Source organism: Saccharopolyspora sp. ASAGF58, assembly GCF_012277335.1.
Classification (GTDB): domain Bacteria; phylum Actinomycetota; class Actinomycetes; order Mycobacteriales; family Pseudonocardiaceae; genus Saccharopolyspora; species Saccharopolyspora hattusasensis.
The window spans coordinates 7,379,046-7,401,778 of the sequence record NZ_CP040605.1 but is presented as its reverse complement, the minus strand read 5'-3'; the positions used below and the strand labels follow the sequence as shown (position 1 = coordinate 7,401,778).

Annotated in this window: 22 protein-coding genes and 2 pseudogenes; 8 read left to right on the top strand and 16 right to left on the bottom strand. The window is 66.7% G+C overall.

Translation table 11 applies throughout. From position 1 onward, the window contains the following. Positions 1-47 precede the first annotated feature (47 nt). The 3 genes from FDZ84_RS34930 (at position 48) to FDZ84_RS34920 (ending at position 4,122) form a co-directional block, all read left to right on the top strand. Positions 48-1,319, top strand: a complete 1,272-nt coding sequence (locus FDZ84_RS34930; protein WP_210435315.1) for a nucleotide sugar dehydrogenase — start codon at positions 48-50, stop codon at positions 1,317-1,319. Further along, complete coding sequence (locus FDZ84_RS34925; protein WP_168589303.1) at positions 1,316-2,359, top strand: NAD(P)-dependent oxidoreductase; 1,044 nt, start codon at positions 1,316-1,318, stop codon at positions 2,357-2,359. The genes FDZ84_RS34930 and FDZ84_RS34925 overlap by 4 nt, the downstream gene beginning before the upstream one ends. Positions 2,360-2,580: 221 nt before the next feature. Beyond that, positions 2,581-4,122 carry an IS1380 family transposase gene (locus tag FDZ84_RS34920; protein ID WP_246868362.1) on the top strand — a complete coding sequence of 514 codons (1,542 nt, stop codon included), beginning with the start codon at positions 2,581-2,583 and terminating at the stop codon, positions 4,120-4,122. Positions 4,123-4,291: 169 nt separating this feature from the next. On the opposite strand, the gene FDZ84_RS34915 is transcribed toward FDZ84_RS34920, so the two are convergent. Beyond that, complete coding sequence (locus FDZ84_RS34915; RefSeq protein WP_210435314.1) at positions 4,292-5,230, bottom strand: Ppx/GppA phosphatase family protein; 939 nt, start codon at positions 5,228-5,230, stop codon at positions 4,292-4,294. A 9-nt stretch (positions 5,231-5,239) separates the two neighbouring features. After that, on the bottom strand, positions 5,240-5,578 hold the full coding sequence (locus FDZ84_RS34910; RefSeq protein WP_168589302.1) for a hypothetical protein: 339 nt from the start codon (positions 5,576-5,578) through the stop codon (positions 5,240-5,242). Between the two features lie 542 nt (positions 5,579-6,120). Here FDZ84_RS34910 and FDZ84_RS34905 point away from each other — a divergent pair. Then, on the top strand, positions 6,121-6,630 hold the full coding sequence (locus FDZ84_RS34905) for a MarR family winged helix-turn-helix transcriptional regulator (protein ID WP_168589301.1): 510 nt from the start codon (positions 6,121-6,123) through the stop codon (positions 6,628-6,630). Next, positions 6,627-9,155 carry an MFS transporter gene (locus FDZ84_RS34900; RefSeq protein WP_168589300.1) on the top strand — a complete coding sequence of 843 codons (2,529 nt, stop codon included), beginning with the start codon at positions 6,627-6,629 and terminating at the stop codon, positions 9,153-9,155. The genes FDZ84_RS34905 and FDZ84_RS34900 overlap by 4 nt, the downstream gene beginning before the upstream one ends. Positions 9,156-9,264: 109 nt before the next feature. On the opposite strand, the gene FDZ84_RS34895 is transcribed toward FDZ84_RS34900, so the two are convergent. Continuing rightward, complete coding sequence (locus FDZ84_RS34895) at positions 9,265-10,731, bottom strand: aspartate aminotransferase family protein (protein WP_210435313.1); 1,467 nt, start codon at positions 10,729-10,731, stop codon at positions 9,265-9,267. A 165-nt stretch (positions 10,732-10,896) separates the two neighbouring features. After that, positions 10,897-11,805 (bottom strand): IS5 family transposase, encoded by a 909-nt coding sequence (locus FDZ84_RS34890; RefSeq protein ID WP_168589298.1) that lies wholly within the window; start codon positions 11,803-11,805, stop codon positions 10,897-10,899. A 694-nt stretch (positions 11,806-12,499) separates the two neighbouring features. Here FDZ84_RS34890 and FDZ84_RS34885 point away from each other — a divergent pair. Then, a complete protein-coding gene (locus tag FDZ84_RS34885; protein WP_210435312.1) occupies positions 12,500-12,925 on the top strand; it encodes an SsgA family sporulation/cell division regulator in 426 nt (141 codons plus the stop codon). Between the two features lie 77 nt (positions 12,926-13,002). Here FDZ84_RS34885 and FDZ84_RS34880 read toward each other — a convergent pair whose 3' ends face one another. From FDZ84_RS34880 to FDZ84_RS34860, 6 genes and pseudogenes are all read right to left on the bottom strand, one after another. Beyond that, positions 13,003-13,161, bottom strand: a complete 159-nt coding sequence (locus FDZ84_RS34880; protein WP_168584145.1) for a hypothetical protein — start codon at positions 13,159-13,161, stop codon at positions 13,003-13,005. 121 nt (positions 13,162-13,282) lie between these two features. Then, positions 13,283-13,564 (bottom strand): TOBE domain-containing protein, encoded by a 282-nt coding sequence (locus FDZ84_RS40295; protein WP_256413789.1) that lies wholly within the window; start codon positions 13,562-13,564, stop codon positions 13,283-13,285. An 88-nt stretch (positions 13,565-13,652) separates the two neighbouring features. Further along, positions 13,653-14,512: pseudogene (locus FDZ84_RS34870) on the bottom strand (proline racemase family protein). Positions 14,513-14,562: 50 nt separating this feature from the next. Continuing rightward, positions 14,563-14,964: a dihydrodipicolinate synthase family protein gene (locus FDZ84_RS34865; protein ID WP_246869275.1), complete on the bottom strand. Its 402-nt coding sequence runs from the start codon at positions 14,962-14,964 to the stop codon at positions 14,563-14,565. Then, positions 14,952-15,125 (bottom strand): hypothetical protein, encoded by a 174-nt coding sequence (locus tag FDZ84_RS39760; RefSeq protein WP_246868652.1) that lies wholly within the window; start codon positions 15,123-15,125, stop codon positions 14,952-14,954. The genes FDZ84_RS34865 and FDZ84_RS39760 overlap by 13 nt, the downstream gene beginning before the upstream one ends. 132 nt (positions 15,126-15,257) lie before the next feature. Next, a complete protein-coding gene (locus FDZ84_RS34860; RefSeq protein ID WP_168589297.1) occupies positions 15,258-15,416 on the bottom strand; it encodes a hypothetical protein in 159 nt (52 codons plus the stop codon). A 607-nt stretch (positions 15,417-16,023) separates the two neighbouring features. On the opposite strand from FDZ84_RS34860, the pseudogene FDZ84_RS34855 reads away from it, so the two are divergent. Together FDZ84_RS34855 and FDZ84_RS34850 are read left to right on the top strand one after the other, a co-directional pair. Further along, positions 16,024-16,933, top strand: a pseudogene (locus FDZ84_RS34855) (dihydrodipicolinate synthase family protein). A 173-nt stretch (positions 16,934-17,106) separates the two neighbouring features. Then, positions 17,107-17,835 (top strand): GntR family transcriptional regulator, encoded by a 729-nt coding sequence (locus FDZ84_RS34850; RefSeq protein WP_168589296.1) that lies wholly within the window; start codon positions 17,107-17,109, stop codon positions 17,833-17,835. A 254-nt stretch (positions 17,836-18,089) separates the two neighbouring features. Here FDZ84_RS34850 and FDZ84_RS34845 read toward each other — a convergent pair whose 3' ends face one another. From FDZ84_RS34845 to FDZ84_RS41370, 6 genes are all read right to left on the bottom strand, one after another. Continuing rightward, entirely contained in the window at positions 18,090-18,548 is a 459-nt protein-coding gene (locus FDZ84_RS34845) for an OsmC family protein (RefSeq protein ID WP_168589295.1), read from the bottom strand. Further along, a complete protein-coding gene (locus tag FDZ84_RS34840; protein ID WP_246868651.1) occupies positions 18,548-19,909 on the bottom strand; it encodes an LLM class flavin-dependent oxidoreductase in 1,362 nt (453 codons plus the stop codon). Before FDZ84_RS34840 ends, FDZ84_RS34845 begins: the two co-directional genes overlap by 1 nt. Next, positions 19,896-20,963: an NrtA/SsuA/CpmA family ABC transporter substrate-binding protein gene (locus FDZ84_RS34835; RefSeq protein ID WP_168589294.1), complete on the bottom strand. Its 1,068-nt coding sequence runs from the start codon at positions 20,961-20,963 to the stop codon at positions 19,896-19,898. The genes FDZ84_RS34840 and FDZ84_RS34835 overlap by 14 nt, the downstream gene beginning before the upstream one ends. Before the next feature lie 32 nt (positions 20,964-20,995). Beyond that, a complete protein-coding gene (locus FDZ84_RS34830; RefSeq protein WP_168589293.1) occupies positions 20,996-21,712 on the bottom strand; it encodes an ABC transporter ATP-binding protein in 717 nt (238 codons plus the stop codon). Beyond that, entirely contained in the window at positions 21,709-22,551 is an 843-nt protein-coding gene (locus tag FDZ84_RS34825) for an ABC transporter permease subunit (protein WP_168589292.1), read from the bottom strand. The genes FDZ84_RS34830 and FDZ84_RS34825 overlap by 4 nt, the downstream gene beginning before the upstream one ends. A 75-nt stretch (positions 22,552-22,626) precedes the next feature. After that, positions 22,627-22,707 carry a putative leader peptide gene (locus tag FDZ84_RS41370; protein ID WP_371812941.1) on the bottom strand — a complete coding sequence of 27 codons (81 nt, stop codon included), beginning with the start codon at positions 22,705-22,707 and terminating at the stop codon, positions 22,627-22,629. Positions 22,708-22,733: the final 26 nt, after the last annotated feature.

Here is a 22,733-nt window from a genome sequence, read left to right as displayed (position 1 = left end):
GATCTGCTCAGCCGTCCCTAATCCGTTCGCAAAAGGGGGTTTAGTTCATGTCTGGCGGTAAAATGGACGCCGATGTCTCGGTGATCGGACTTGGGCGGGTGGGCCTGCCCCTCGCATTGGCATTCGCGGGGCACGGGCTCCGGGTGATCGGCATCGAGCGCGACCCGGCGCGGCTGGACGCTCTGCGCGCCGGCACCATGCCCTTCGACGAACCCGGGGCACAGGAGGCTCTGGACGCCGCGCTGGGAGCAGGGCTGTTGGAGTTCTCCTGCGCCGTGCCGGACGCCGCGCGTGCGGCGAGTGTGGTCATCACCATCGGCACGCCCTCCTTCACCCACCTCGAGATCGACATTCGCGACATCCGTGCGGTGATCGACGAACTGCTGCCGGTCATCAGTGGGCGCAGCCTGATTCTCCGCTCCACCGTCGCTCCGGGTACCACCGAGTTCGTGGCCGGTTACCTGCAGCAGAAGCGGGGGCTCGTACCGGGTCGCGATGTCTTTGTCGCACACGTTCCGGAGCGGATTGCGACCGGCAGATTCTTCGAGGAGATCGAGACGCTCCCGATCATCGTAGGTGGCCTGGAATCCGCATCGACTCAGCGCGCTGTCGACCTGTTCAGCTGCTTCGGCGGCCGCATTGTTCCGACTAGCCCGGTACAGGCGGAGCTGGCCAAGATCTGGGCGAACATAGTCCGCTATGCAGACTTCGCGCTGCCGAACCTGCTGATGATGGACTGCGAGCGCTACGACGCGAATGTGTTCGACGTCATCGAGCTGATCAACCGGGACTACCCGCGCGGCGGGATCGCACGCCCAGGTTTCACCGCGGGCACCTGCCTGCGCAAGGACTTCGCGTTCTCCGAGGAGCGCTCCAATGCCCCCGGGATGCTGCTGGCAGTATCCCGGGTCAACGAATCCGTCCCGCACTTCCTCGTGGAGGGACTGAAGCGGCGGATCGGTCCCCTCACCGGACACAAGATCGGGGTGCTCGGACTCGCATTCAAGCGCGACACCGACGACGAACGCGATTCTCTAGCGCACAAGCTGATCAGGTTGCTGGAGCGCGAGCTCGCCGACGTGGCCGTTCACGACCCATTCGTCGCCACACCCACCCTGGGCTTCGAGGAGGCCGTCCGAGACGCCGACGCGGTTGTGGTGGCCGCGAACCATTCGGCGTTCGACGGCCTGGAGCCACTCAAGGTGATCTTCAAACTGGCCAAGCAGGACTGTGTGGTCGTCGACCCGTGGAATACCTTCGGAATCGCCCAGGTATTCGCCGGCCCGGACCAGGCCGCCTCGAGAAAGGAGATGCTGTGACCCGGATCCTGGTGACCGGCGGTGCGGGCACGATCGGCACCGCGGTGGTGCGACGGCTGCTGCGGGATGGAGACCACACGGTCAGGGTGAGTGACCAGCGGCCGGCCCCACGATGGATGCATGACACCTGCGAGGTCCACACCGGCGATCTGCGCGACCTCGCGGAAGCCCACTCCGCGCTGGCCTCCTGTTCGTCGGTGATCCACCTCGCAGCGATCGTGGGTGGCATCGCCAACTTCCACAAGCTTCCGCACACCCTGACCGAGGTGAACAACGGGCTCTACAACAGCATCATGCGGGCGGCTCTGGACGTCTCGGTGGACCGGTTCGTCTACGTGTCCTCTTCCATGGTCTTCGAACGGGCCAAGGTGTTTCCCACTCCCGAGGACTACCTGCCGGACTGCCCCGTCCCGCGGTCGGCCTACGGCTACTCAAAGCTGACCGGCGAGGTCTACTGCCGGGCCGCGCACGCCGAGCACGGTCTGCCCTACACGATCTGCCGCCCGTTCAACGCCTACGGCCCAGGCGAGATGCCGGAGAACGAACCGGGCATCGCGCACGCGGTCCCGGATCTGCTGCGCAAGGCGATGTCGGGCGACGCACCGATGGAGATCTTCGGGTCCGGTCGGCAGACTCGTACCCTGACGCACGTGGACGACATCGCCGACGGGATCGTGACGGCGCTCGAATCGCCGGCCGGACTCAACGAGGACTTCAACATCTCCGCCTCGGAAGAACTGACCGTATCTGAGATCGCCCGCATCTGCTGGATTGCGGCGGGCAATGATCCGGAGCGCTTCGCCCTCGAGCCTGTGCCGTCGTTCGAGGTGGACGTCCAGCGGCGCTGGCCCTCGGTCGAGAAGGCGCGCCGGCTCCTCGGTTGGGAAGCGCAGATCAGCGTGCACGACGGAGTGGCGCAGACTGCGGCGTGGCTCCGCTCGCGGAGACCGGAGGAAAAAGGAGTCGCCGCTGCACCGACCGTTCGGGCTGTGCCGGACAGCCGGTCTTCCGTTGCAGAATCCGGGTTCAGGACATCGTGAACAACTGATTTTTCAGGACATCGTGAACACTGACCGGCCGGACACCCTGCCGGGGCGGCAGGGTGTCCGGGACTCGGAGCGTCGGTGGATTCGATTGCCCGCTCACCGTGATGCTGTTCGGCATTGGGATCTGATCCGGCTTAGCCCTGACTTTTCATGTGGGTCGGTTGTGTTGCGGCGTGCCTGAACACAGAAAGTGCTCCTGACCTGGGAGGATACGGGTGTCTGACGTCCGTATCGCAACCAAGGTGAGGAGCACTTTCGAGGTGCAGGCTACTGGGTGGTCGCGGGGTTTGGAAGTCACCGCTGATGGTGAGGGGATCGTGTCGCACGCCGGGCTTGCGCTGCTGCGCGGGTTGACCGATAAGACGGGTTTGACCGCAGGCTTGTCGAAGGCGCTGGCCGGCACCCGGTTGCTGGTGCATAACCGGGGCCGGGTGGTAGCGGATGTGGCGTGCGCGATCGCCGACGGGGCGCGGGCGATCAGCGATTTCCGGGTGATGGGTGACCAGCGGGAGCTGTTCGGGCCGGTGGCGTCGGTGCCCACCGCGTGGCGGACGTTGGAAGAGATCGCCGACGGCGGAACCCGCACGGCGAAGAAGATCACCGCCGCAGTGAACACTGCCCGCCGGTATGCGTGGGACCAGATCGTGACACGCCACGGCACGCTTCCCGGGGTGCGCATCGCGGACAAGACCCTGGAGGGGGTGACCTGCGTCCGCATCGACGCGACGGTCACTGACGCGCATTCGGACAAGGAGTGGGCGGAGGCGAACTTCAAGGGGTTCGGCCATCACCCGCTGCAGGCCTACTGCGACAACACCGGGGGTGAGCCGCTGGCGTGGATGCTGCGCCGCGGTTCGGCCGGCAGCAACACAGCCGAGGACCACATCGCCATCACCGATAGTGCGATTGCCGCGCTGCCACAACAGTTTCGGAGGCGGTTGATGGTCACTGTGGACGGTGCCGGCGCCAGTCACGAGCTCATCGCACATCTGGACAAGCTCGCGTCCCGGCGCGGATACCAGCTCATCTACTCGGTGGGGTGGGCGCTGACCGAGCGGGAGAAGACCGCGATCCGGCTGGTGCCCGAGCGGGCGTGGGTGCAGGCGATCGGGCCGCGCGGGCAGCTGCGTGAGCGACGCGCCGAGGAAGCCTGCGACAACCCCCGGTGCACACACGCCCGCTGCTGGGTCGAGCAGGCCCACGTGGCCGAGCTGACCGGGCTGCTGCGGCAGGGACCAGGCGGCGACCAACTCTCCGCCTGGCCGGAGAAGATGCGGGTGTTCGTGCGTCGCGAACGTCCCCATCCTGGGGCGCAGCTGACCCTGTTCGAAACCCAAGACGGGTGGCGCTACACACTGTGGGTCACCAACCGTCCCGAGACCACGAAGGGGTGGCTGGGGCAGTCGCAGTACATCGACGCCGCGCACCGGGTGCACGCCCGGGTGGAGGACTGCATCCGCACCGGCAAGGACACCGGCCTGGGCCGATTCCCCTCCCGCGACTTCGCGATCAACACCGCCTGGCTGACCACATCCATGACCGCCGCCATCCTGCTCTCCTGGCTCAAACTCCTCGCCCTCGACGGCGCTCTGGCCAAAGCCGAGCCGAAAACGTTGCGCTACCGCATCCTGCACACCGCGGCCCGCCTCGTCCGCGGCGGCCGCCGACGACGACTCAAAATTCCCCGCACCTGGCCCTGGGCCACCCAGATCGAGAGCGCCTGGCAGCGCATCACCGCCCTGCCACAAGCACCCTAACCAGCGCCAACCCGCCCCTACGACCCAAGAAAGACCCCGGGGCCCGTGGAACCCCCGGCCACCCGGCCCGACAGCCGGGCAACCATCACGCCCAGGCCGCGAAAACCAGCCCCACCACAGCAAAACCCAACCCCCTCACCCGCTCACCGACCGCCATGAAAAGTCAGGGTTAGCTCAGGGAGTAAGCGATTCCGTGCAGGATGTCGTGGTCGCTGATGATCATCTCCTTGGCCCGAGAACATTGCATCACCGTACGCACGCCGAGCGCGCTGACGGGTAGTACGTCGGCCATACCGGTGTGGATTCCGGGTAGCGCTTGTCGCTGGGCGAAGGACATTCCCAGCACCCGCTCTGTCACGTAATCGACCTGGTCGTAGGTCATTCGTGCGTGATGGAGCCTTCGTCCAGGAAGCGCGAGGGCGGCAACTGTGCCGACCGCTTCGGAAACGCCGAGAAGCCGAGTGCCCGACAAATCGGGAAGTTCGGCCAGTGCCTGATCGGCCAGTGCCGTGATCTCTTCCTGTACCGCCGCGAGTTCGCCCGAGGCTGGCGGATCCGACCGCAGGTGGCGTTCGGTCAGCCGTACGCAGCCCAGTCCGACGGAGACGGATCTGTCCACGACACCCGCTGTTCCCAGCGCGAGCTGTGTGGACCCGCCACCGATGTCGGCGACCAGGTAGCTCGCCTGCGGAAGACCGCTGGTAGCCCCGGCGAAAGCGAGCCGTGCTTCCTCGTCGCTGGTGATGCCTTCCGGGGCGCAGCCGAGTGTCTCTTGGACCAGTGTGCGGAATTCGTCGTTGTTGGACGCTCGTCGGGAGATCCATGTGGTGCACATGCGCACGCGCTCCGCACTGGCCGTGGTGATGATTCCTGCGTATTCGGCCAGCACGGCGCGCGCTCGTTCGAAGGATTCGCGGGAGATCGAGCCGTGTTCGTCGACTCTCTGACCCAAACGGACGATGTCGAACCGTTTCGCGACTTCCGTCAAATGCCCGTCGGCACCGAGGTCGGCAACCAGCATCCGGATCGAGTTCGTCCCGCAGTCGATCGCCGCTACTCTGCGGCGCCCCACTTCCTTGCCGGTGGGCCGACGGCCGTGCTGAGTCACGGCAGGCTCTCATTTCTGCTCGACAGCCAACGACACCGGGTCCACGTGAGTGACGTCGAGCTTGGTCATCCAGTCCTGCTCGGCCAGCGTTCCGATGACGTAGACCGGTTTGCCGATCCCGATGGCGTATCCGAGTTCCCAGGAGCAGTCGTTGCCTATCGGAGGCTGGCAGATCACACATTCCGCTTTCTCGATCGCCGTCTGGCACTGCTGCGCGCCGCGGGGAAAGTCGAACGTCACCTCATCCTTCGGCAGCCACAACTCCAAGCCGATCGACGCCGCGAACTTCAGCGCATCCGCAGGATCAGTTTGTTCGTTCTTGCACTTCGCACAGTAGTAAGCGTGCATTGCCCGCCTTTCGATCTACATGCCCGGACAGCGGCTCAGCCGCACGGCCTGAGAATAGAGAAACGGTCTCGAGGCGGTCAGGTCAAGAAGTGTGATCCGCTGTCGGCATCGCGCATCCTCGATGCCTGCAAATTTCACTTGTGGTAACAGGAAACCGCCATCTAAGTGAACGATCCGTGCCGACCAGGCGAAAGCCCGTCCGTTGACAACACGAGAGGAGTAGGCGTCGAATGGCCGCCCGGGCCTGCGGGCACCAGGTGACGTGCTGCGCCTGGAAACTCCGGCGGAGTATGCGGGCTGGCAGGGGCGAATGCTGACCTGCCCGGTGAGTGAGCTACTAGCAGCGTCTCCCGTTCTCTGCTGGGGTTCCGCCGGGGATGCGGTCGGCATCGTTGCGCTGGGCAACTAAGGTGCGCTCGGCCACACATCCTCTAATTGAGTGGTGCGGCAGGGCCGTTCGGATGCATGCTTGTAGTCAGCAACTTGTTGTAGACGGCAAGCAAACCGCTACAAAAGCGACATACGGACCGAAAGACCGACCAATGGATCATCACACCAACGCCGAGCTCGACACCGCAGAGGAGCTTGGTGCCCAGCTCACCCGCCTGGTCCGGCTGGTCCACCGCGCCAAATCCCAATTCACGAAGAAGGGACCGGACGGGATCGAGCAGTCCGCGTACGCGATCCTGTTCCGCCTCATCCAGGACGGGCCGCAGCGCACCGGCCGGCTCGCCGAAGCGCTGCACTCCGAGATCTCCACGATCAGCCGGCAGAGCAACGCGCTCGTCCAGCACGGCCTGGTGGAGCGCCAGGCCGACCCCGATGACGGCCGCGCCAGCCTGCTGGCGCCGACAGCCGAGGGGCAACGGATCTTCCGGGAAGCGCACGACCAGCGCGCCAGGTGGTTGGCAGAGGTGCTGGCCGACTGGTCGCAGGCCGACCGCCAGGCGCTGACCAGCCTTTTCGCTCGACTCAACACCGATATCGAAGCACGCACTCCGAGCCTCGCCGAGCCGACGTGTGCGCCACAGGCCAAGGGGGGCCACGAATGACAACGGCAACAAAGAGTCCAGGGGGATTAGAAACGGCCGAAGACGGGCCGAACCTGACCCACCGCCAGATCGTCACCATCCTGATCGGCTTGATGTCGGGGATGTTCCTGGCGGCGCTGGACCAGACCATCGTCGGCACTTCGATCGTCCGCATCGCCAACGACCTCAACGGTTTCGACCTGCAGGCGTGGATCACCACCGCCTACCTGATCACCTCCACGATCGCGACGCCGATCTACGGCAAGCTTTCCGACATCTACGGCAGGAAGCCGCTCTACCTGATCGCGATCTCGGTGTTCGTGATCGGATCCGCGGCGTCGACGATCGCTGCGTCGATGTACGAACTCGCCGCGTTCCGCGCCGTTCAGGGGCTCGGTGCCGGCGGCTTGATGTCGTTGGCGATGACCATCCTCGGCGACATCGTGCCGCCGCGTCAGCGCGCGAAGTACCAGGGCTTCTTTCTGGCCGTGTTCGGCGTTTCGACGGTGCTCGGCCCGGTGCTGGGCGGGCTGTTCGCTGGAATCGACGAGCTGGCCGGCCTCGACGGCTGGCGGTGGGTGTTCCTGGTGAACGTGCCGATCGGCGTCATCGCGCTGTTGGTCGTCGCCAAGGTCCTCAACGTGCCGCACCAGCGCCACAACCACCGCATCGACTGGTGGGGCGGTCTGGCCCTGGCGGCCACCGTGGTGCCGCTGCTGCTGATCGCCGAGCAGGGCAACAAGTGGGGATGGGGCTCGACCGACGCCATCATCTGCTATGCGATCGCCTCGGTCGGCTTGGTGCTGTTCCTTTTCATCGAGTACGTGATGAAGGATGCGGCGCTGATCCCGCTGCGCCTGTTCAAGAACTCCACGTTCACCGTGGCGATCCTCGGAGGGGTCATCGTCGGCGTCGCGATGTTCGGTGCGATCACGATGATTCCGCAGTACCTGCAGGTCGTGCAGGGCTACACGCCCACCGAGTCGGGGCTGCTGACGCTTCCGCTGATGGCCGGCATCATGTCCGCGTCGGTCATTTCGGGGCAGGTCACCTCGCGCACCGGCCGGTACAAGTTCTTGCCGGTGATCGGCACGTTCCTGGTCGCGGTCGGCGCAGTGGTGTTCGCCCAGGTCGAGTACGACAGCCCGCTGTGGTTGCCGTTGGTGGCCGCGGGAATCATCGGGTTCGGCCTCGGAAACTGCATGCAGACGCTGATCATCGCGGTGCAGAACGCGGGGCCGCGCAGGGACATGGGTGTTTCCACCGCGGCGGCGACGTTCTTCCGGCAGATGGGCGGGACGATCGGTGTCGCGGTGTTCCTGACCGTCTTGTTCAACGTGCTCCCGGGAAACATCGAGAAAGCCTTCGGCGGTAACCTGCCGGCCGCCGCGAGCGGACAACTGGGCGCCCTGCAGTCCAACACGGGTGTGATCGCACAACTGCCCGACCAGCTGCGGATTCCGGTGCTGATCGGCTTCACCGAGTCGATCACCACGGTGTTCTACGTCGCGGCCGGGGTCGCGCTGTTGGCTTGCCTCGTCCTGTTGTTCATGAAGGAGATCCCGCTCGCCGGTGGCCCGGCGCCTGCTGCCTCGGCGGTGGAGGGCGGCGAAGCGCTGCTCGACGAGGAGCCGACCAAGCCGGTTTGGACCGAGCCGGAGTCCACATCGGACAACGAATTGGTGGACGCGGGCAAGCACGCCCTGTCGAACGGGCACGGCGAGTACCGACCCCGGTTCGCTGCCGCGATGTCGGGCGACCTGGAGGCGACTCGGTCGATCAGCGGGCATGTGCGTCGCCAGGACGGGACCTCCGTTGAAGGCGCGGTTCTGACCCTGATCGACCAGGACGGGAGGCAGGTGGCCAGGGCTGTCGGCTCCGCCGACGGCAGCTACACGGTCGCCGTCCCCGATGCGGGGAGCCACGTGCTGATCGTTTCCGCGACCGGTTGCCAGCCCCAGGCGTCCAGCGTGGTTGTCACGGAGGCTTCGACGACGTTGGACATCACGCTGACCGGCTCCGGCGAACTGGCCGGCGTCGTCCGGTCGTCCGGTCGTGGCACTCCGCTGGAAGGCATCACCGCGACGCTGACCGATGAGCGCGGCGAAGTGAACGGCGCATTCGTCACCAAGGAAGACGGCGCGTATTCGTTCCGCGGCGTGGGAGCGGGCAACTACACGCTGGTGGCCAGCGGGGATCGCTACCGCCCGATCGCGGTGACCCTGACCGTGCCAGATAGCGGACTGCTGCACCGCGACATCGAACTGGTCGGTGCGGTGCCGCTCAGCGGCACGGCGCGCAACGACGGCCGTATCGTGCCGGACGCGCTGATCACCGTGATCGACGCCGATGGCAAAACAGCGGCGGTGGCCAGAACCGACATCGAGGGCCGCTACCTGATCAGCGACCTTCCGGTGGGTGACTACACGGTGGTGGCGAGCGGGTATCCGCCGGTGTCGAGCCGGGTCAACCTGCTCGGCGAGGCCGCAACGCACGACGTGCACCTCAGCTACGACCCTGCCGAGGAGCCGGCGGAACAGCCCTGAGTTCGCACACTGAACGCCAAGGGGCAGCGGGCCCCGCTTCCCACCGCCCTTGGCGGTCTTGATCACGAGATCAGGTGGCGCGGGGAAGGGCACCGCCACTTCCGTGCCACTACGGGATGTCGGCGCCGGAGCAGGCGGCCAGCGGCTCGTTGATTTGCGACCGGTAGCGGCGGCGGAGATATCCGGCGGCCAGGCCCTTCAGGCCCTGCGCCAGCAGGTCGTCGAAGCCTTCCACCAGCATGTCGACGTGCTGCGGGCGGATGGTCAGCGGCGGTTCCAGCCGCACGACGTTGCGGTTGTAATCGGTGAAGGCCACGAGAATGCCGAACTCTGAGAGCAGTTGACTGCCGGCGAGCATGGCTACGCTGCCCCGCAGCGGCCGGTCGAGCACCCCCGCCACGCGTCCGGTCAGGCCCGGCAGGCAGCCGCTGAGGTCGGCGAACTCGACGGCGGCCATCAGCCCGCTGCCCCGGACGTCGCGGATCAGCTTCGGGTGGCGGCGGTGCAGCCAGCGCAACCCGCTGAGTAGGTGCTTGCCCTGCTCAGCGGCGTTGGTCAGCAGGTTCTCGTCGTGCAGGACGTGCAGCGTTTCGATCGCTGTGCAGCAGGCTTCGCCCATGCCGCTGAAGGTCGCCGGCCCGTGCACGAGCGCGTTGCGAGCACCGCCGTATGCGCGGTCGTGGATCTCGTGGCCTGCGAGCACGGCCGAGATCGCTGTCTTGCCGCCCCCGAGGGCCTTGGCCAGCGTGACGATGTCGGGAGTGACCCCGGCGTGCCCGAAGGCGAAGAACCGGCCTGTCCTGCCGACGCCGCACTGCACTTCGTCGGCGATCCACAGCACCCCGTAGCGATCGCACAACCGTCGTACCTGCTCCAGATAGCCCGGTGGCGGCAGCACGACTCCGGCGCCGCCCTGCACGGTTTCCAGGATCAGCACGCCGATGCCGCGGTCGCGACGCAGCAGTTCCTCCAGCGCCGCGGCGTCGCCGAAGGGAACGGCCTGGCGGTGCGGCAGGACTTCGAAACCTCCCCGGTAGAACTCCGAGTCGGTGACCGACAACGCGCCGATCGTTTTGCCATGGAAGGAGTTGCGTGCGTATGCCACCTTGGCGCGGCGTGGGCCCTGTGCCCGCTCGGCGAGCTTGAGCGCGGCCTCCACCGCCTCCGAGCCGGTGCAGTGGAGAATCACGCGATCCAGGCCCTCCGGCGCCAGTGTGGCCAGGTTCCGCGACAGGGCGGCGACGTACTGCGACGGCAGGGTCAGCCCGAGCTCATGGCGCTGCTGTTCCTGGAAGCGCCTGCGGACCTCTAGCACACGCGGATGGTTGTGCCCGAGTGCCATCGCGCCGAACCCGCCGAAGAAGTCGAGAATCCGGCGGCCGGAACGGTCGACGTAGTGCACGTTCTCGGCGTGGTCGATGGCGATCCGGTCGAATCCCAGCAGCCCGAACGCCGTCCACTGGCCTGGGCTGATGTACTGCCGGTAGATCTCGGCGACCGTGTCCTGATCGAGCCGCGTCGCCTCGTCGACGCTGAGCAGCTCCGGGTGTGCGGGAATCAGCTGTTCTGTGATCAACACGAAACCTCCGAGGTAAGCGCGCCGTCGTTTGGTACACGCGCCTCGGTCCCGCTGGCGTTGTCCCCCCACACGACTCGCGGGCGTGTCGTCTCCCGCCGCCCGGTTACCCATCCTGGCGGGCGAGTTAACGTCCGTTTAAGAGACTGTTGGGTAACTGAGTGGTTACGCAGCGATGTTGGTTTCGGCGGTGAGTCGGCGGGCGGCTTCGCGTTCGGTGGCGTTGGACCACCGGATGCTCTGGCCGGCGAGCCGGGTGGCCATGAGGCGGATCATCGCGAGTTTGATCATGTTTTCGGAGTTCGCGGTCAGGCGTTCGTAGTCGCGGGCGAGGCGACGGTTGCGGATCAGCCACCCAAAAGTTCGTTCGACCACCCACCTACGTGGTAGCACCTGGAACCCCTTGACATCGTCGCTGCGTTTGACGATTTCCAGTACCAGTCCGAGTTTTTCCTTCGCCCAGGCCAGCAGGCCGTTGACGACGGAGTTGGCGTATCCGCCATCGGCCCACACCAGTGCGATCGAGGGGAACCGGGCGGCCAGGCGCCGCAGGATCTCGCGCCCGCCGCGCTCCGCGCGGTCCTGCACCGATGCGGAGGTGACCATGATGACCAGCAGCAGGCCGAGGGTGTCCACGACCAGGTGCCGTTTGCGGCCTGTCGTTTTCTTGCCCATATCGAACCCGCGTTCCTGCCCTCCCTCGCTGCTTTTGATGGACTGGGCGTCGAGCACGGCCGCCGACGGGTCCGCCGTGCGTCCGGCCTGGCGCCGAACCTGATCGCGCAGCGCGTCGTGGACACGGTCGATCGTGCCGTCGGCACTCCAGTCCCGAAACCAGCGATAGGCCGCGTCCCAGGGCAGCAGATCGCGGGGAATCATCCGCCACTGACAACCCGAACGCAGCACGTAGAAGATCCCGTCCAGTACCAGACGATCGTCGTATTTCCTTGCCATACCGCCCTTTCGGCGGTCTCGTACCGGCATCAACGGTTCCAGGACGGCCCACACCTCATCGGTCAGACTGGACGGATAACATGGGCGGCGATCATCCTCGCCGGTATCGCAGTTGCACACACAACAAGATCACGGCGGGGATGATCTCTTTGTCATCTCGACACACCGGCCGTGATCAACATCACGCCACGCTCAGTGTCGCCCCAGTTACCCAACAGTCCCTAAGACGATCGTCGACGACGCCACCGCGCAAGACCTCCCTCTGCTGCCCGCGCTGGTTCGTTCCAGTATCGCCTTCCAGGGCGAATACCAGCCCCTGCTGATGATTCCGGGCCGCAGCACTGACGGTGAAGGCGAATTCGACTACCGTTCGTCGACAACGACCAGCAGGGCAGAGGACTGGGCGGCCTGCTCATCGTCGACCTGTGCGAACGCGCGGCCGAACGGGGACTGCTGGTGTGGAGGTCCGTGGCCGCCGCCAGTGCTCGTTCGACGGGTGTGATCTGAGCACCGTGCACGGCAGCGCCGACTCCGGTGGTCACGCAGCAACCGAGGAGGCAGAACGGCCGTGAGTGTTTGTGGGTGCTATAGCACCCAATAGCGCTCACGGCGGCGAGTGCGCAGCGCTCGATCGCCTGCTGGACCGGGCCCCGGCCGGTCATCCATGAAGGGGCGGGGCCCGTCAAGGTTCCTCGCTGGGAGCCCGGGGGTGGATTGCCGCCAGGGATCTGAAGACATCGTGAAGAAGACATGAACCCGGGTTGGGCATGCTTCGTTACGAAGGTATGGGAAGCCGATGCTTGGGAGTGCGGACATGATGGCAAACGATCACGGCACGGTGCTCGCCACCATGGTCTTCAACCTGGTAGCCCCGGCGGGTGTGATCGCGCCGGTTGGCGTGGAACTGGGGTACGACAGCCGCAACCCGTACGAGATCTGCATGAAGCTCAACGTGGGCAAGGCCGGTCAGGTGGATTGGGTGATCGCCCGCGACCTGTTGGCCGACGGGCTGGTCGCCGAGGCAGGCGAAGGCGACGTGCGAATCCGCCCTCGACTGGACGATCCGGGGTTGGTCGTGATCGAGTTGAGCTCGCCGTCAGGGCAGGCCGCCTTCGAAGTGAATGCCGATCAGCTTGCGGAGTTCTTGAACGACACCTACGACGCGGTCGCACCCGGTGACGAACACCGGTGGATGAACGTCGACGAGGCGCTGAGCCGGCTGCTCTCGCACAACCTGTAGTGGCCCGGTTCTCCCGAAGCGCCGCACGCCAGCCGGCCCAGCCGCGGGACCTGGTGTGGCCCTGAACACTCCCCTTCTCAGCTCACGGGAACTTCGTTGACGTTCGTCGCATTGATCGGATTTCGTCGCGACACCCAAAAGGCGCCCGCCGCCAGCGCGAGGGGGGACGCCAGCGCAGGCACCACCACTTTCTCGACGACCGTGACGAGGTGCACCGCGCTGGAACCGGCCGCCACCCACGTAGCACCCATCATCCGCTTTGGAAGTCAAAGCCCCGGTGCGCGCAGCGTGGCGAGCAGCTGCCCCGCGCCCGGTCTGGCCTCCCGTGCCAGTCGAACAGGCCAAGAGCGGGGTTGTTCACGGTGTCAACTCCCGGGTGGCCAGCAGTTCGTCGGCTGTCCCGAGGTTGGTGCCTTCGGGTTCGAAGACCTGCACGTCCCGCGGGTGGGCACGCACGGCGACTCGCTGTCCGGAGTGGACCGCGAGCTCGTTGGGGCAGCGCGCGGTTACTCGGCTCGAGTCCAGGTCGAGGTGCACCAGCCGTGACGGCCCGGTCGATTCGACCAGGGCGACCGTCGCTTCTGCTTGCCAGGCAGATGTCGTTGCCGTATCGGTCAGGCGCAGCGACTCCGGCCGGATGCCGATCGTGAGGTGTTCGTGTCCGGTGGGCGCGAACAGCCGAACGGGGTTCGGTAGCCGTCCGGGCCGCGGGTGGTACGGAGCAGGTTCATCGGAGGGGAGCCGATGAATCCGGCGACGAACTCGGTGGCGGGCTGGTGGTAGAGCCGATGAACGACTCGTTGAGGAAGTCGGTGTTCAGTGCGAGTTCGCCGCGGGCGTGCAGTTGTGCCATGCGAGCACTGGTCCCGGTACCGCAGGGGGAGCGGTCGAACATGCCGGGGTGGATCACCATGGCATGCCGGGAGTGCGCACTGGTGGCTCCCGGCGCCTGCAGGTAGACGTGGTGGCAGCCGGTGATCTCCGGATTCCCCGGGTGAACAGGGCGGTCCTGGTCGTTGACGGCGGCCATGATCGCCAGGCCGACATCCATGATCTGGCCCTGTTCGCCCGGGTGAATTCGATCCCGAGCCTGTCGAGTTCGACGATCGCGTAGAAGTTGCCTCCGAAGGCGATGTCGTCCCCGACCGGCCCCCAGCCCGGGACCTCCACGGTTTTGTCCAGTCCCAGCGCAAAAGAAGGCACGTTGGTCAAGGTGACGTCCCGGGCCACGCCGTCGATGACCGACACATTGGCCACGACCAACCCAGCCGGGGTGTCCAACCGGATGGTCGTGACGGGCTCGGTGACCTCGACCATGCCGGTCTCCATCAGGACGGTGGCCACTCCCATCGTCCCGTTCCCGCACATCGGGAGACAGCCCGACACCTCGATGTAGAGCACGCCGTAGTCGGCGTCCGGCCGGGTCGGCGGCTGCAGGATGGCGCCGCTCATGGCCGAGTGACCACGTGGCTCGTTCATCAGGAGACGGCGGATTTGGTCGAGGTGGTCGACGAAGTACCGCCGGCGGTCGAACATGGTGGCGCCCGGGATCGTGCCGACGCCACCGGTCACCACTCGCGTGGGCATGCCCTCGGTGTGGGAGTCGACCGCGTGGAAGATCCGCTTGCTGCGCTTGCTCAGGCCAGACCTTCGGCGACGACCCGCTCGGTGTCCTTGCGCACCTGTGCGGCCTGCTCGTCGGTCAGCGGCAGCCGCGGCGGACGGCTCGGCCCGCCGTACCGGCCCACGATTTCCATGCTGAGCTTGATCGCCTGGACGAACTCGGTTCGGGAGTCCCAAGGCCGCATCCAAGGGTGACCTGGAGACCGCGCTCCCGCTGTACCGCTCCTTGCACCCGCTGCTGCCGCTGACGCCTGCGGAAGCGCGTTGGGGTAACCGGAAATCCAGCCGGGCGAGCCCGCGATGGCCAACTCCAGGGCGACGTCGTCGGTGCCGCACAGCACGTCGAGCTCGGGTGCGAGCTCGGTGATCTGGTAGTAGCGCCGTACGTCTCCGGAGAATTCCTTCACGCTGACGATGAGGCCTTCGCCGTGCCGTTCGGCCAGCAGGTCCGGGGTGAGGTCGATCTTGGTGTCGTGTTGTTGTAGGCCACGATCGGCAGGCCGGCCTTCGAGACGATCCGGTAGTGCTCCACGATCGCGTGGCGGTCGGCGCGGTAGGCATTCGGCGGCAGCAGCATGACCGCGGGCGTGCCGGCCTCGGCGGCCTGCTCGGTCCAGCGGCGGGCGCCGCGTGCGCCTACTACTGCTCGGCTGTGGGTCCGTGTTTCGTTGCCTGGATGTCCGGTTGGCCGTCCAGGCAGCGAAGCAGGTTAGAACCTGTTGATGCGGATGGTGCCGGCCTTGATCACGGCGGCGATCTCGCTTTCCGGATGGGCGAGAACGTTGAGGTCCTGGAGCGGGTTCCCGCCAACGAGCAGGATGTCTGCCAGTCTCCTGCGCATCGCGAGGGCATCAGAGCCGGAATTCACCCAGTCTCAACCCGGCCCCGGCGGGCCGCAATCGGCATCCCCCGTCACCCGGAGAGGGCGCAATTTCGTGAGAAATTGGCACGGCCTCGGGTGACGCCAGATGTCACGCTCCGTCCTGGTTCGCAGTGCGTTCCCCCAGGTGGCGGTCAATTTCTCGCGAAATTGGCACGGCGCCTGGTGATGCGGGCGTCAGCTCGGCGCGCTTTCGATGGCGCCGTGCGCCATCGAGCGCAGCAGGCGGGACATCGCTTCGGCGTCCACCTGTGCCCCCGTGCGGACGACGCCGAGTTCAGCTTCGCTCCGGAGCAGTTCTTTCGGTGACGGTGGTGGCCGAGCGCCGGATCGTCTTGGCGGACTGCACCCGTGCCCGCAAAGCGAACTCCTAGGATTGTCGCCGGTGCATGGCCCCAGGAGGTCCGTGCCGAGGGCGATGTTGACACCAGCGCGGCCAGCTGCGCACGGGACGCCCCCGGCTTTGTGTGTCCTATATCGCTTCCAGCCATGCCAAGAACAGTGCAATGGCACACGTGACACACGTACAGATGTTAATGCAATGTAATATTGCACTGCGTGAAGGGGTTCGAGATACTTCAACGGTGGAGGGCAGATGAGCGCGCAGGTCAAGCCTTGGCACGGTGTCTTGGTGGCGACCGCGTTGCCGCTGCGCGAGGGTCCGTGCGGCAAGCTCGAGGTGAATTACGAGAGCTTTGCTGAGCACATTGCATGGCTGGCGAGCAGCGGGTGCCACGGTGCGACCCCGAACGGATCGTTGGGGGAGTACCAGATGCTCACGCCGCAGGAGCGCGCCCGAGTAGTCACCACCGCCATTCAAGCGGCTCCGGAAGGCTTCACCGTGATGCCGGGGGTGGCCGCGTACGGATCTTATGATGCGCAGCGCTGGACCGAGGCGGCCGCGGAGGCTGGAGCTCCTGCGGTGATGTTGCTGCCGCCCAAGGCCTACCGGGCCGATCGCGTGTCGGTCGTTGCGCACTACCGTGCGGTGGCGGAGGTCGGACTCCCGATCGTGGCCTACAACAACCCCCACGACACCAAGGTGGACCTGACCCCAGAGCTGTTGGCCGAGGTGTGGAGCGAGGGTTTAATCGTCAGCGTCAAGGAATTCTCCGGCGACGTGCGCCGGCCTCTACCAGATCGCCGAACTCGCCCCGGAGCTGGACGTACTCTGTGGAACCGACAACCTCGTGCTGGAACTGGCCATTGCTGGCGCGCCGGGCTGGGTTTCGGGCGATCCCAACGCTTTCCCGCGCGCCTCAGTCCAGCTGTGGGAGGCAGCCCGCACCGGTGATCTGGAAAATGCCCTGTCGCTCTACCGCACGCTGCACCCGCTGCTGCGGTGGGACTCCAAGACCGAGTTCGTCCAGGCGATCAAGCTCAGCATGGACATCGTGGGCCGCTACGGCGGACCGTGTCGGCCCCCGCGCGTTCCGCTCACCGGCACACAGGAAAGCGCAGTGCGCCATGCCACGGAGAAGGCTCTTGCGGAAGGACTGAGCTGACCATGCGCAGCAGCCGGGTCGACAACCTCGACCACATCCGCCGACTGCCCGAGTCACCACAGCAAGGCGCAGCGGATCGCGCTTGTTTCCCACGTGCTGCTCTGGAACGTCAGCGCGAACCGTTGCTTATGCTGGTAAACGTCGGATAGAAAAGATCACCAATGGAGAAAACGATGACCGCAGATGATGGCGCAGCCCTCGCGCTGCCTTCCTTCGAGGGCCGCCGGAGCATGCGCCAAGAAATCATCGAGACCCTGCGTGGAGCGGTCATCTCGGGCGAACTACGTCCGGGTGTCGTCTACTCGGCACCTAGCCTGGCCGAGCAGTTCGGCGTGTCGGCTACGCCCGTCCGCGAGGCCATGCTCGACCTGGCCAAGGAAGGCCTCATCGAAACCGTCCGCAACAAGGGCTTCCGCATCACCGAGCCGACCGAGCGCGAACTAGATGACCTCACCGAACTCCGCTTGCTCATCGAGGTCCCGACGGCGCGCCGGATTGCCGAAGCAGGGGTAGCACCTTCGGACATCGAGCGTCTGCGCCCCCTCGCAGCAGGGATCGAGGACGCCGCCACCCGCCATGACTTCATCGCCCACGTCACGATCGACATGGATTTCCACCTCACCCTGCTCGGGTTCGCTGGCAACGCACACCTCGTTGAGACAGTTCGGTCGCTGCGCGCACGGTCCCGCATCTACGGCCTCAAGACCCTCGCTGAACGCAACGAGCTGATCCCGTCGTCGCACGAACACGCCGAGCTGCTCGACCTCATCGAAGCCCGCGACGCCGAAGGTGCGGAAGAACTCATGCGGCGTCACATCGGCCACGTCCGCGGCATCTGGGCCAGCGAGAAACGCGCCGAGGAAGCCGCGGACGAGGCACCTGGTGATGATTCGAAGCGCTGACCCGCGCCGTTCCATCGCCATTCCGGCTTTGCCTAGGGCGATCGCGCCACGCAGACGGCTGACGCTCGAGACGGACGGGCGGTGGTGAAACCGTCGCGGGCGAGTTTGCGGTGGACGTCCGATGGAACAGCTCCCGTGGGGTGGTCCTGTTCTTTCAGGACCACCCCGCAACGTGGCGGATTCTGTGCCTTCAACGTCGAACCATCGGCTCAGGCGGTCGTCGGCGTCACCTGGCCGTGCTGGCTACCCGGCCTTCAGCTCCCGCTACCGCTGTGCCCGACCGGGTTCACCGGCCAGCCCTGGGCGGTCAGTACGGTTTCGATGGCTCCGCCGCGGCGGATGGTGTTGTAGATGGGGCACGTCGTGGTGAAGCGGTGCAGGATCTCCCGCGCCACCACCTCCGGGACGTGCGGGAGCGAGAGGGTCAGCACCACCGACCGGTATCGGGTGGGGTCATCGGGATCGCGTTCGGACTGAGCACTGACCGACGCACTGGTGAGGTCGGCGCCGAGGTCGCGGCCGTGCAGGTTGACGTTGGCAAGCGCGCACGAGACCGCGGCGGCAATGAACAGCTCGCCCGCCGTCACCGCCTCGCCCGGCCCGACCCGCGCGTCGGAGACGAAATGGTTCGTTCCGGCGCTGAGCAGGAAACGTCCCTCCGTCGGGGTCAGCGTTCCGGTGACGGTGGCGACACCGTTGTGTGCCGTGGTCATCAGTCCTCCTCACGCGCCGCGCGCTGGTGCCAGTCCCCGCTCGCGGGCCGGTCCAAGCCGAGATTCTCGCGCAGCGTCGAACCGGTGTACTCCGTGCGGAACAGACCGCGCTTCTGCAGGTGCGGCACGACCTCGTCACCGAACTCATCGAACGCGCCGGGTTGATAGATACCGCTGACGGTGAACCCGTCGCAGGCGTCCTCGGTGAACCACTGTTCGAGCGCGTCGGCCACCTCGGAGCCGGTGCCGATGAAGTCGCCCTCGTGGGTGCCGCCGTACTGCTTGCCGAGTTCCCGCAGTGTCATTCCGTGCTTCTCGGTCAGCTCGCGCACCTCTTGGTAATGCCCCTGGACGCCCGGCACCTGCATCTCGGGCAACACCTCGTCGTGCGGGAACGGTGCGAGGTCGATGTCCAGATGATAGGACAATGTGGACAGACCAGCCTCCGGCACGACGAGGTCCGAAAGCTGCTGCGATTTCTCCCTCGCGGCTTCGGCGGTCTCGGCGACGACGGGGGTGATCGCTGGCAGGATCTTGATCTGTCTCGGGTCGCGACCGTGCGCGGCAGCGCGGCCCTTGATGTCGGCGTAGAAGTCCTTGGCCGCGTCGATGGAGGCGTGGCTGCAGAAGATCACGTCGGCCCAGCGCGCGGCGAAATTCCGCCCCGACGGCGAGGCGCCGGCCTGGATCAGCACCGGGTATCCCTGTGGCGGTCGCGCCACGTTGAGCGGGCCCTGCACGTTGAACCATTCGCCGTGGTGGTCCACGCGATGCACGCGTTCGGGGTCGGCGAACATAGGTGCCGCCGGGTCGAGCACCAGCGCGTCGTCGTCCCAGCTGTCCCACAGTTTCGCGGTGACCTGGAGGAACTCCTCGGCGCGCTGGTAGCGTCGCGTGCGGTCGAGGTGGGTGTCCTTGCCGAAGTTGCGGGCCTCGGCGTCCTGGAACGAGGTCACGATGTTCCACGCCGCCCGCCCGCTGGACAGGTGGTCGAGCGTGGCGAACGAGCGAGCCACCGTGAAGGGTTCGACGTAGGTGGTGGACACGGTCGCGGCGAGCCCGAGGTGCTCGGTGGCGCCCGCGAGCGCGCCGAGCACCGGCGTCGGGTCCAGGCGCATCGACCCGAGCGCGCCGTAGCGCAACTGCGGGTCGAGCGAGTCGCCGTAGCGGTAGGGCACGGAGAGGATGTCGGCGAAGAAGATCAGGTCGAACTTAGCCCGCTCCAGGGTGCGGCCGATCCGCTGGTAGTACTTCGCCGAACGCCAGTCGGAGACCGAGTTCGGGTGCCGCCAGCCGCCGGGCCGTCCCGGGCCGGCGGTGACGAACGCGGCGAGGTGCATCTGCTGCTCAGGCGAGGACATCGGAAACCGCTTTCTTGACGTGGTCGAACCGGCCGTCCGCAAGCCAGTCGCGGACGGCGATCTGCTGCGGGTAGACGCCGAGGGAGTGGAAGTTGTCCGCCAGTTCCTGGGTGTTCGCGGCCGCCGCGTCGCCGATGGGGCCGAGCTGGGGGCCGGCGAGGGACTCGGAGAGCCGCCGCGCGACGATCAGGTCGCGGTAGACCTCCTGCGTGAGCTGGTCGTTGCCGAAGCCACCTGCGGCCGCGAACGCCTGTACGGCCGCATCCGGGTTGGCGTTGATCCAGTTCTGCGCGTCGCGGACCACCCGCACCGCTTTGACCGCGGTGTCCAAATGCGACTCCGCGAAGTCCTCACTGGTGATGAAGTAGGCGTAGTCGTAGGTGCGTACCCCGGGGAGCGCGACGGCGTCGTGACGGCGTTTGGCTAGCTCGATCTGCGGTTGCCAGCTGATCCAGGCGTCGACGGACCCATTCGCGAACGCCGCTTCGGCGTCGGCGGCGGCGAGGTTCTGGTACTGCACGTCCTGCAGGGTCAGCCCGGCGGTCTGCAGGTACTTGATGAGGCTGTAGGTGCCGGTGGTGCCCTGCTGGTCAGCGATCCGCTTGCCACGCAGGTCGGCAGCGCCGGTGATGGGGGAGCCCTTGGGTACCAGGATGTCCACCTCGTCGCCGGGCAGGGGGAAGGCGGCGAGCGGGACGAGCGGAACCTTGCCGCCGACACCGTAGATCACGGCGGTCGCAGTGGCGAACGTGAAGTCGATCTCCCCGGCCTTTAGCGCCTCCATCACCGGAAGCGAGGCGGTGAATCCGGGCTGCCAGGTGACTTTCACGCCACCGAGCGCGGCTTCGAGGTCGAGACCGCCGAGCTTGGCGCGCAACGCGGCCGGGATGCCGAGGCGGCCGTCGCCGATCACTGCGTACCGCAGCTGGGACGGCGCGGACTGGGCTCCGGCGCCGACCGGGCCGACGGATGCGGAACCGCAAGCGGCGAGGGCGAGCGTGGCGGCGCTGGCGCCGCTCAGGCCGAGGAACCTGCGGCGCGAAATCGCGGGCATGGCAAGAACTCCGTTCGTGGGGAAGGGAAAAGTCAGGCGGTGGTGACGGTTTCCTGCGCGAGTAGCTCGTCGAGCAGTTCGGCGCGCCACCGCGCGAGGCGTTCGTCGTCGCGCCGCCGTGGGCGCGGCAGGTCGACGGCCAGGTCGCGGACGATTCGGCCGCCAGCGAGTACGAGGACGCGGTCGGACAATGCGAGCGCCTCGTCCACGTCGTGTGTCACCAGCAGGACGGTGCTGCCGCGTTCCTGCCACAGTCCTTCGAGCAGGAGCTGCATGCGGACACGGGTGAGCGCGTCGAGCGCACCGAAGGGCTCGTCGAGCAGCAGCAGATCCGGCCGGTGGGCCAGCGCGCGGGCGAGCGCGACGCGCTGCCGCTGACCACCCGAAAGGTCCGAGGGCCAGGCGCGCTCCCGCCCGGCGAGCCCGACCGCGTTCAGCAGTTCACTCACGTCGGCTGCGCGCGGGAGACCTAGCCGTACGTTGGCCTCGACCCGCTGCCACGGCAGCAACCGGTCCTCCTGGAACATCGTTCGCACTCGCGGCTCGCCGCCCTCGGGCCGGCTGAGACCGATCTCGCCGTCGTCGGTCCGTTCCAGCCCGGCGACCAGGCGGAGCAAAGTGGACTTTCCAGTTCCGCTCGCCCCGATCAGCGACACGAATGAGCCCGCCGCGACGTCGAGGTCGAGACTGGCAAGCACGGGATGGTCGTAGGTCTTTGTCAGGCCACGTAGGCACACCGTCGTCGTCATGCGGAAGCTCCTCGCCGGAAATGGGGATGCCAGCGCAACGTGACCCGTTCGACGCTGCGGATCAGCGCGTCGGCAAGGAAGCCGGCGATCGCGTACAGCAGCACCGCCAATACGATCTGGTCAGTACGCAGCAGTTCGCGTGCGTTCTGCGCGAGGAAGCCGATCCCATCCCGCGAGGCGATCGTCTCCCCCACCACGAGCGTCAGCCACGCCACGCCGAGTGCGTAGCGGATTCCGGTCAGGATGGACGGCAGCGCGCCGGGCACTACCACCTGGCGGATCACGCCGAGCGGGCCGAGGCCGTAGGAGCGGCCGAGTTCGACGAGTTTCGGCTCTACACCACGGATCCCGTTGACCGTGTTCAGGTAGACCGGGAACAGGGTGCCGAGCGCGACCAGCAAGACTTTGGGCAGCTCGCCGATGCCGAACCAGGCGATCATCAGCGGCACCAGCGCCAGGTGCGGGATCGTGCGCACCATCTGCAACGAGCGGTCGAACAACCCCTCGGCGAGCCGCGACATGCCGACTGCGAACCCCAGCAGCAGCCCGGTCGCCGCGCCGATGCCGAAGCCGATCGAGATGCGCCGCAAGGAAGTCAGGATGTGCCGCTGCAGTTCGCCGGTGCCTTCCAGGTAGCGGCCGGTGTCGAGCACCTCGCTGATCGGCGGGAGTACCTCCTCGGGAATCAGCCCCGTGGACGAGCCCGTCTGCCACACGACGAGTAGGACGACAGGCACCACCCACGGCAGCCCGGCGCGCCAGACGCGACCGGGCCGCGCGCGGCGCGCGGGGGCTGAGGGAGTGGAAACAGAATCGACCGTGAGCACGGGTTCGGACATCGCGCAGCCTTCGGTGAGGGTGAACCGAAAAGGAGACCGGAAAGCGGCGAATGCGCACGCGGGCGCGACCGCGGTTCAGCGACAGAACGCGCCAGCGGTACGCACCAGGTCGATGTGCCGGCGGCTGGTCAGCTGCAGTCCGGCGATGGGGTTCATGGCGCATACCCTCGCCGATCTGTGAA

Bases quoted from the DNA above. Each gene is read 5' to 3' on its own strand.
- FDZ84_RS34850 (WP_168589296.1), top strand. From the start codon at position 17,107: ATGACCGCAGATGATGGCGCAGCCCTCGCGCTGCCTTCCTTCGAGGGC.
- FDZ84_RS41370 (WP_371812941.1), bottom strand. From the start codon at position 22,707: ATGAACCCCATCGCCGGACTGCAGCTGACCAGCCGCCGGCACATCGAC.
- FDZ84_RS34830 (WP_168589293.1), bottom strand. From the start codon at position 21,712: ATGACGACGACGGTGTGCCTACGTGGCCTGACAAAGACCTACGACCAT.
- FDZ84_RS34835 (WP_168589294.1), bottom strand. From the start codon at position 20,963: ATGCCCGCGATTTCGCGCCGCAGGTTCCTCGGCCTGAGCGGCGCCAGC.
- FDZ84_RS34905 (WP_168589301.1), top strand. From the start codon at position 6,121: ATGGATCATCACACCAACGCCGAGCTCGACACCGCAGAGGAGCTTGGT.
- FDZ84_RS34930 (WP_210435315.1), top strand. From the start codon at position 48: ATGTCTGGCGGTAAAATGGACGCCGATGTCTCGGTGATCGGACTTGGG.
- FDZ84_RS34900 (WP_168589300.1), top strand. From the start codon at position 6,627: ATGACAACGGCAACAAAGAGTCCAGGGGGATTAGAAACGGCCGAAGAC.
- FDZ84_RS34825 (WP_168589292.1), bottom strand. From the start codon at position 22,551: ATGTCCGAACCCGTGCTCACGGTCGATTCTGTTTCCACTCCCTCAGCC.
- FDZ84_RS34845 (WP_168589295.1), bottom strand. From the start codon at position 18,548: ATGACCACGGCACACAACGGTGTCGCCACCGTCACCGGAACGCTGACC.
- FDZ84_RS34885 (WP_210435312.1), top strand. From the start codon at position 12,500: ATGATGGCAAACGATCACGGCACGGTGCTCGCCACCATGGTCTTCAAC.
- FDZ84_RS34840 (WP_246868651.1), bottom strand. From the start codon at position 19,909: ATGTCCTCGCCTGAGCAGCAGATGCACCTCGCCGCGTTCGTCACCGCC.
- FDZ84_RS34910 (WP_168589302.1), bottom strand. From the start codon at position 5,578: ATGCACGCTTACTACTGTGCGAAGTGCAAGAACGAACAAACTGATCCT.
- FDZ84_RS39760 (WP_246868652.1), bottom strand. From the start codon at position 15,125: ATGCTGCTGCCGCCGAATGCCTACCGCGCCGACCGCCACGCGATCGTG.